Source organism: Actinomadura sp. 7K534 (assembly GCF_004348575.1).
Classification (GTDB): domain Bacteria; phylum Actinomycetota; class Actinomycetes; order Streptosporangiales; family Streptosporangiaceae; genus Spirillospora; species Spirillospora livida.
The window spans coordinates 1-6,249 of sequence record NZ_SMKB01000335.1 but is presented as its reverse complement, the minus strand read 5'-3'; the positions used below and the strand labels follow the sequence as shown (position 1 = coordinate 6,249).

Below are 6,249 nucleotides of genomic sequence, written 5' to 3'. Positions count from 1 at the left end.
GGGCGGGGCCGGCTCCGCTGCCGTTCCGGGCGCTGACGGTGCCCCGGCTGGCGGCGAAGATCCGGCAGGCCGTCCAGGATCAGGGGCTGGCCGACCGGGCGGACGAGCTGGGACGGCGGATCCGAGCCGAGGACGGCGTCGGACGGGCGCAGGAGATCATCGACTCGCTCCTTCGTTGACTGTCATCCAGGACGTCGGCTGAGCGGGCCGGTCTCCGACATGGCGTCGGCGGTAGATGAGTCTTATGGGCTGGACAGGCGAAGCTTGCCTTCGAGTTAGGTCGGTCCGGACCTCGGTGGGTCCCCCGATCCCGGCGCTCGCCCGGAGCACTTCATGGTGGCCAGGACGACCGAGACCGGCCGCGCCAAGCAGTTCCGCCGCGGCATCGAGCAACTCGCGCCTCGGTGACGGGCGGCGGTGCCTTAGGGGGTGTCGTCTTCGACTTCGCCCCAGCGCCAGCCCGTGCCGTCGGGGTTGGGGATGATCGCCCGCTTGGTGCGCCGGGCGGGAGGCGGGGCGGGGTCCGGCTGCGGAGGGCCGTCCGCCCACGGGTTCCACGGCTCTTCAGACGGCCGGTCCTCCGAGGGCGGCGTCCTGAAGACCAGCTTGGGCGGTTCGCCGCCGGGGAGGTCGTTCACGGGCGGCTGTGCGGCGGGGCGGAACGCCTCGTTCGCGTCCCTCCGCGGCCGGGCCGGCGGCACGTGCGCCGACTCCGGCCCCGCCGCCGAGGACGGCCGGTAGGCGCCCGGCGGCGTCGGTACGCCGCCGAAGGACTGTCCGGGCGCGCCGTTCGGGGCGGCGGGCCGCGCGTCAAAAGCGCCGGGCGCCGCTTCGGGGCGGCCGTGCCCGCCTGCCGAGGCCGCGCCCCTGGGCGCCGGACGTGGTTCCCCGGGGGCCTCTTCCCAGTGGATGGCGTACGGGTAGGGCTGCTCGTCCGGCAGGCGCGGCGGGACGGCGGGGACGGGCGGCCCCAGGACGGAGCTGCGTTCGCGGAGGTCCATGCGGGCGTGCAGGCCGGCGAGGAAGCCCGGCAGCCACCAGTTCGCGGCGCCCATGAACCGCATCGTGGCCGGGACCAGCAGGGAGCGGACGAGCACGGCGTCCACGACGACGGCGACGAACATGCCGACGCCGATGAGCTTGACGACGGTGATGCCCGCCGTGCTGAACGCGCCGATGACGACGAGGAAGAGCAGCGCGGCGCTGGTGATGATGCTGCCCGTGTGCTGCATGCCGCGCGCGACCGCGGCGCGGTTGTCGTGGGTGAGGTCCCATTCCTCGCGGATGCGGCTGAGCAGGAAGACCTCGTAGTCCATGGAGAGGCCGAACACGACCGCGAGAATGAGGATCATGCTGGTGGCCTCGACGCCGCCGGTGGGGGTGAAGTCGAGGATCCCCGCGAGGTGGCCGTACTGGAAGCCCCACACGATCGCGCCGAACGAGGCGCCGATCGACAGGACGTTCATCGCGATGGCCTTCAGCGGCAGGACGATCGAGCCGAAGAACATGAACAGCAGGATGAACGTGGCGACGCCCACGACGAGCGCCATCTTCGGCAGGGATTCCATCAGGCTGGACATCAGGTCCATCTGCGCGGCCGTGCTGCCACCGACGTCGATGTGCATCGGGTAGCCGTCCTTGGCCAGGTGCATCCCGCGGATCTCTGTGACGAGGTCCTGGGCACGCTGGTCCATCGGCTCGTACTTGTGCGTGACGGAGATGCGCACGCCGCCGTACGTGCCGGAGTAGCCGGTGAACTGCGCCTCCGACACACCGGGGAGCGACCCCAGCTTCTTCCTGAAGTCGTCCAGGTAGGGAGGGATGGGGTCGTTGCCGCTGGGCGTCCAGTCGCGCGGGATGAGGTCGCCGGAGACGACGACGTCGATGGGTTCGGCGGACCCGTTGGGGAAGTCGGCCTTGATGGTCTCCACCACGGCGCGGGTGGGGCTTTCCTTGGGCAGGACGCGGGCATCCACGCTGCCGAACTGGACGTTCAGGAACGGCACGAACATCACGCCCAGGATGACGATGACGATCGTGAAGTAGGGCAGCGGGTGCTTCATCACGCTCTGGCCGAGGCGGTACCAGAACCCGCTGTTGGGGTCTCGCTGCGCGCGCTTGGCCGTTGGCCGTCGCCACGGCATCCGGCCGAATTCGACACGCGGCCCAAGGATCGCCAGGAGCGTCGGCAGCAGGACGGTGGCGCCGAACACCGCGACCATGACGGTGGCGATGCCCGCGAGCCCGATCGTCCGGAGGAACATCTGCGGGAAGAGCAGGAGGCCCGCGAGGGCGGCCGAGACGGTGATGCCGCTGACCACGATGGTGCGGCCGGCGGTGGCCATGGTGGCGGACAGGGCGCTCTGCCTGATGGGACGCAGGGCTTCTCTGTACGCCCTCTTCGCGGCCTTGCGCGACTTCCGGTCGCGTTCCTGTTTCCAGGGTTTGCCTGCCGCGATCCCCTGCGCGGCCATGCCGCGCCCTAGCTCCTCGCGGAAACGACTGATGATGAACAGCGAGTAGTCGATCGCCAGACCGACGCCCATCATCGTGACGACTTCCAAGGCGAAGGACGTCACGTCCGTGGTGTAGGTGACCACGTGCAGGACGGCCAGTCCGCCGATCATCGAGAAGACGGCAACGATGAGCGGCAGGAACGAGGCGGTCAGTGCCCCGAACAGGATGATGAGGAGGATGAGCAGGGGCAGCGCGGTCATCAGCTCCGCGCGGATGATGTCGTTGACGACCTGCTTGCCGAACTCCTCGCCGAGAGGCACGCTGCCGCCGAACTCGACGGTGAGCCCTGGCGCGGCCAGGCGGTCCTTGATGGCGTGGTAGTTCTCTATCTGGGCGGCGCCGTCGTCGCCGTGCAGTTTCACCGCGACGAACGTGGAGCGGCGGTCGCGGGAGGCGAACGTCTCCGCGGCCTTACCGTCGAACGACCAGTACGAGATGATCTCTTCGACGTTGGCCTTGGGCAGGCGCGCGATGGTGGTGACCACGCTCGCCTGGTAGCGCGGGTCGTCCACCGTCATGGTGTCGCTGCTGTAGAGGACGAGGACGTCGGGGTTGGTGCTGCCGAAGTAGGTGGCGCCGAGCTTGGCGACGAGCGTCGAGGAGGCGTCGGGGTCCTCGAAGCCGCCCTCCTTGAACTTGGAGAACACGCCGAGGCCCCATACGCCCGCGACGCACATCATGGTCAGGATCAGAGCAAGGCTGGTCCAGCGTCGCCGGTGGATGAGACGCCCCAGCCCCGAAAGCATGATCCTCCTGTGTCGTCACGGCCGCGCGGGGCCGCATCGCCCCGGCGGCCCGTCGCTCGCCCCGGACCACCGGCCACCGGCCACCGGCCGCCGGCCGCCGGTCGTCCGTCCAGGACGGCACGTTCGTCCAGGATGGCACGTTCGCCCATCCCGGACGGGTGCGCCCCTTGCGCCTACTTACGAGACGCCAGACGAGCCTCTGTCGTTGGCAGCCCGCCGTCAAGGTAGCGCTGACGCGTGGCCGCACGAGCGATCTTTCCGCTCGACGTACGGGACACGCCACCCGGTTCGATCAACACGAACTCGTGGACGCTCATCTCATGCTCGATGTTGATGGCGCCCCTTACGGCCGACTCCACCTCGTGGAGGTCCAGCCGTCCGAGCGGGACGCGGCGGTTGCGCTCGGCGACGACCACCAGTCGCTCGGTCTCCTCGCCAGGCAGCGCGAACGCGGCGACGTGATCGGGGCGGATCGCCGGGTGCGCCTCCTGCGCGGTGACCTCGATGTCCTGCGGGTAGTGGTTGCGGCCGTCCACGATGATGAGGTCCTTGATGCGGCCTGTGACGTACAGCTCGCCCTCGTGGACGACGCCGTAGTCACCGGTCTTCATCCAAGGCCCGGACGGCAGATCCCCAGGCTCGGACAGTTCGCCGCCGAACGTGTCCTGGCTGCGCTCGGAATTGCGCCAGTAGCCGGGAGCGGTGTTGGGGCCGTGCACCCAGATTTCGCCGACCCTGCCGTCCGGCTGCTCGACGCGGGTGTCCGGGTCGACGATCGCGACGATCTGCCCGCACGGCCGCCCGCACGACACCAGGGCGCTGGCCCGCTCGGAGTCCTCGCCGCAGAGCCGCAGCTCGCCCTGGGTGAGCGCGTCCCGGTCCACGGTGATGATCTTCGGCGGCGCGTCCTCGGCCGCCGCGGACACGAACACGGTGGCCTCGGCCAGGCCGTATCCCGGCGCCTGCACGCCCGGGCGCAGGCCGGCGGGCGCGAACGCGTCCGCGAACATCGTCAGCGTGGACGTGCGGATCGGCTCCGCGCCGTTCAGGCACGTCGTCAGCCCGGACAGGTCCAGCTGGGCGATCTTCTCCGGCGTCGCCTGCGACGCGACGTACTCGTAGGCGAAGTTGGGGCCCGCGGTGTAGACGTTCTTGCTCGGACGCGCCGCGATGAGTTCGAGCCACCGCATCGGGTTCATGATGAACGAAACGGGGTCGGTGTAGATGGCGTGGTCACCGCGCACCAGGGGCAGCGCCATGGTGGCGATGAGGCCCATGTCGTGGAACAGGGGCAGCCAGCTCACCAGCTCGGGGTTGGGCTTCTCCGGCGCCCATCCGGCCCAGAGCTGCGCGGCGTTCGCCGTGACGTTCCCGTGGGTGATCTCCACTCCGGCGGGGCGGCGCGTAGAGCCGGACGTGTACTGCAGGTAGGCGAGGTCGTCGAACGCGACCGGCTCGTCCTCCCACCGGTCCGCGAGGGAGAGGTCGATCTCGTCCGCGAACACGATCTCCTTCGGGTTCGGGACGTCGTGGTCGGCGAGGAACTTCTCCACGTGCGGCAGCGCGTTCCGCGTCGTGACGATGACCGCGGGCTCCGCGTCGGCGTAGGCGCCGATCAGCCGGTCGGCGTGGCCGGGCAGGTCGGGCGAGAACAGCGGCACCGCGATGACGTGCGCGTGCATCGCGCCGAGCATGGTCATCATGTATTCGAGGGTCTGCGGGAGCAGCAGCGCGGCCCGCTCGCCCGGTCCGGTGACCTGGCGGAGCGTCACGGCCGTCGCCCGCGCGTGCCGCTCCGTCTCGGCCCAGGTCAGCGTGACATGGGCGCCGGACGGGTCGGTCGAGTAGTCGACGAAGGTGTAGGCCGGGGCGTCCGGCTTCTCCTTCGCCCACCTCGCGACCCGCTCGATCAGCGGGGTGCGGCCGGGACCTCCGGGCAGGAGGTCGGGGAGCAGCGAGCCCAGTGCCATTGATCAATCTCCCGAGGGGGACGGGCCGGGCGAGGCCCAGGGGGATGCTACGGCCGGACTGACGCTCCGGCCGGACGACCGTGTCCGGCACCCGGGCGACCGGCGATGATCGTCAAGCTACCCGATGGTAGTCAGTGCGCGATATTAGCCCTCGGTCACATTCGCCAAAGCGGGCTTTGTCACCGCCGTGACAAGAGGAAAACCCCCATTAACAGGGCGCCGTGCACCCCGTCACCGACCGTGCCCGCCGCTAATGATCACCGGAGAAGATCTGCTGCATGATGCCCCTGCGGTGCCGTCCCTGGTACGTCGTCTCCGGGTTGACGTCGTCCGGAAGCGCCGCGAGGTAGCGGCTCTCCGCGTCGATCAGCTGTTCGAGTTCCCCGCGATCCAGAAAGACGCCCTTGCATCCCGGGCATTCCTCGATCACGACCCCGTGGCGTTCATGTGTGCCGAGCGCGGATTCGCACTTCGGGCAGCGCAGCGTCGCGTCTGACATACCGGATCCCCTGTCCGTCACGACAGCGTTGACTGGTCAGGCGGTTAGCTTACTGACAGAGCCCCCCAATTGGGACGGTACCGGGACAATCATCCACGGATTCGGTTGCCCGGGTCCGGCGGAGCCCCGTTCGGCTCGTCCCCGGGCCGCCCCGGAAACGATCACGTCAGCGCGCCTTCCGGCTCCGCGGCCGCGGCGCGGTACAGCGTGACCCGCCGCCGCCACAGCCCGACGCAGGCGATGCCCCACAGCAGGCCGATCTCGGCCACGAGCGCGACGCCGACGACGATCGCCCAGTCCGTCTCGTCCTGCTCGCTCATCGCGGTCGGGGACATCAGCGTCATCCGGCCCTCGCCGGCCCGTGCCGGGCCGGCCTGCTCGGGAGCGGTCAGGGGCGGCGGCAGCGGGATGTCGCCCGGTCCCGGCGCGCTCGGCGCGGGGACGGACGGGGCGCCAGCCGGGAGTTCCGGCAGAAGCGGCTCCGGAGCGCCCGGCGCCTCCGGCCCGCCCCCCGGAC

The 6,249-nt window shown here is 70.3% G+C and carries 3 protein-coding genes and 1 pseudogene; all 4 read right to left on the bottom strand.

Going from position 1 to position 6,249, the window contains the following annotated elements; translation table 11 throughout:
- Positions 1 to 422: 422 nt before the first annotated feature.
- Entirely contained in the window at positions 423 to 3,263 is a 2,841-nt protein-coding gene (locus E1266_RS34670; protein ID WP_132054404.1) for an MMPL family transporter, read from the bottom strand.
- A 173-nt stretch (positions 3,264 to 3,436) separates the two neighbouring features.
- Positions 3,437 to 5,233, bottom strand: coding sequence for a fatty acyl-AMP ligase (locus tag E1266_RS34665; RefSeq protein WP_132054402.1), 1,797 nt, complete (start codon positions 5,231 to 5,233; stop codon positions 3,437 to 3,439).
- Between the two features lie 250 nt (positions 5,234 to 5,483).
- Positions 5,484 to 5,732 (bottom strand): zf-TFIIB domain-containing protein, encoded by a 249-nt coding sequence (locus E1266_RS34660; protein ID WP_132054400.1) that lies wholly within the window; start codon positions 5,730 to 5,732, stop codon positions 5,484 to 5,486.
- A gap of 161 nt (positions 5,733 to 5,893) precedes the next feature.
- A pseudogene (locus E1266_RS38515) lies at positions 5,894 to 6,249 on the bottom strand (hypothetical protein); the annotation flags it as partial.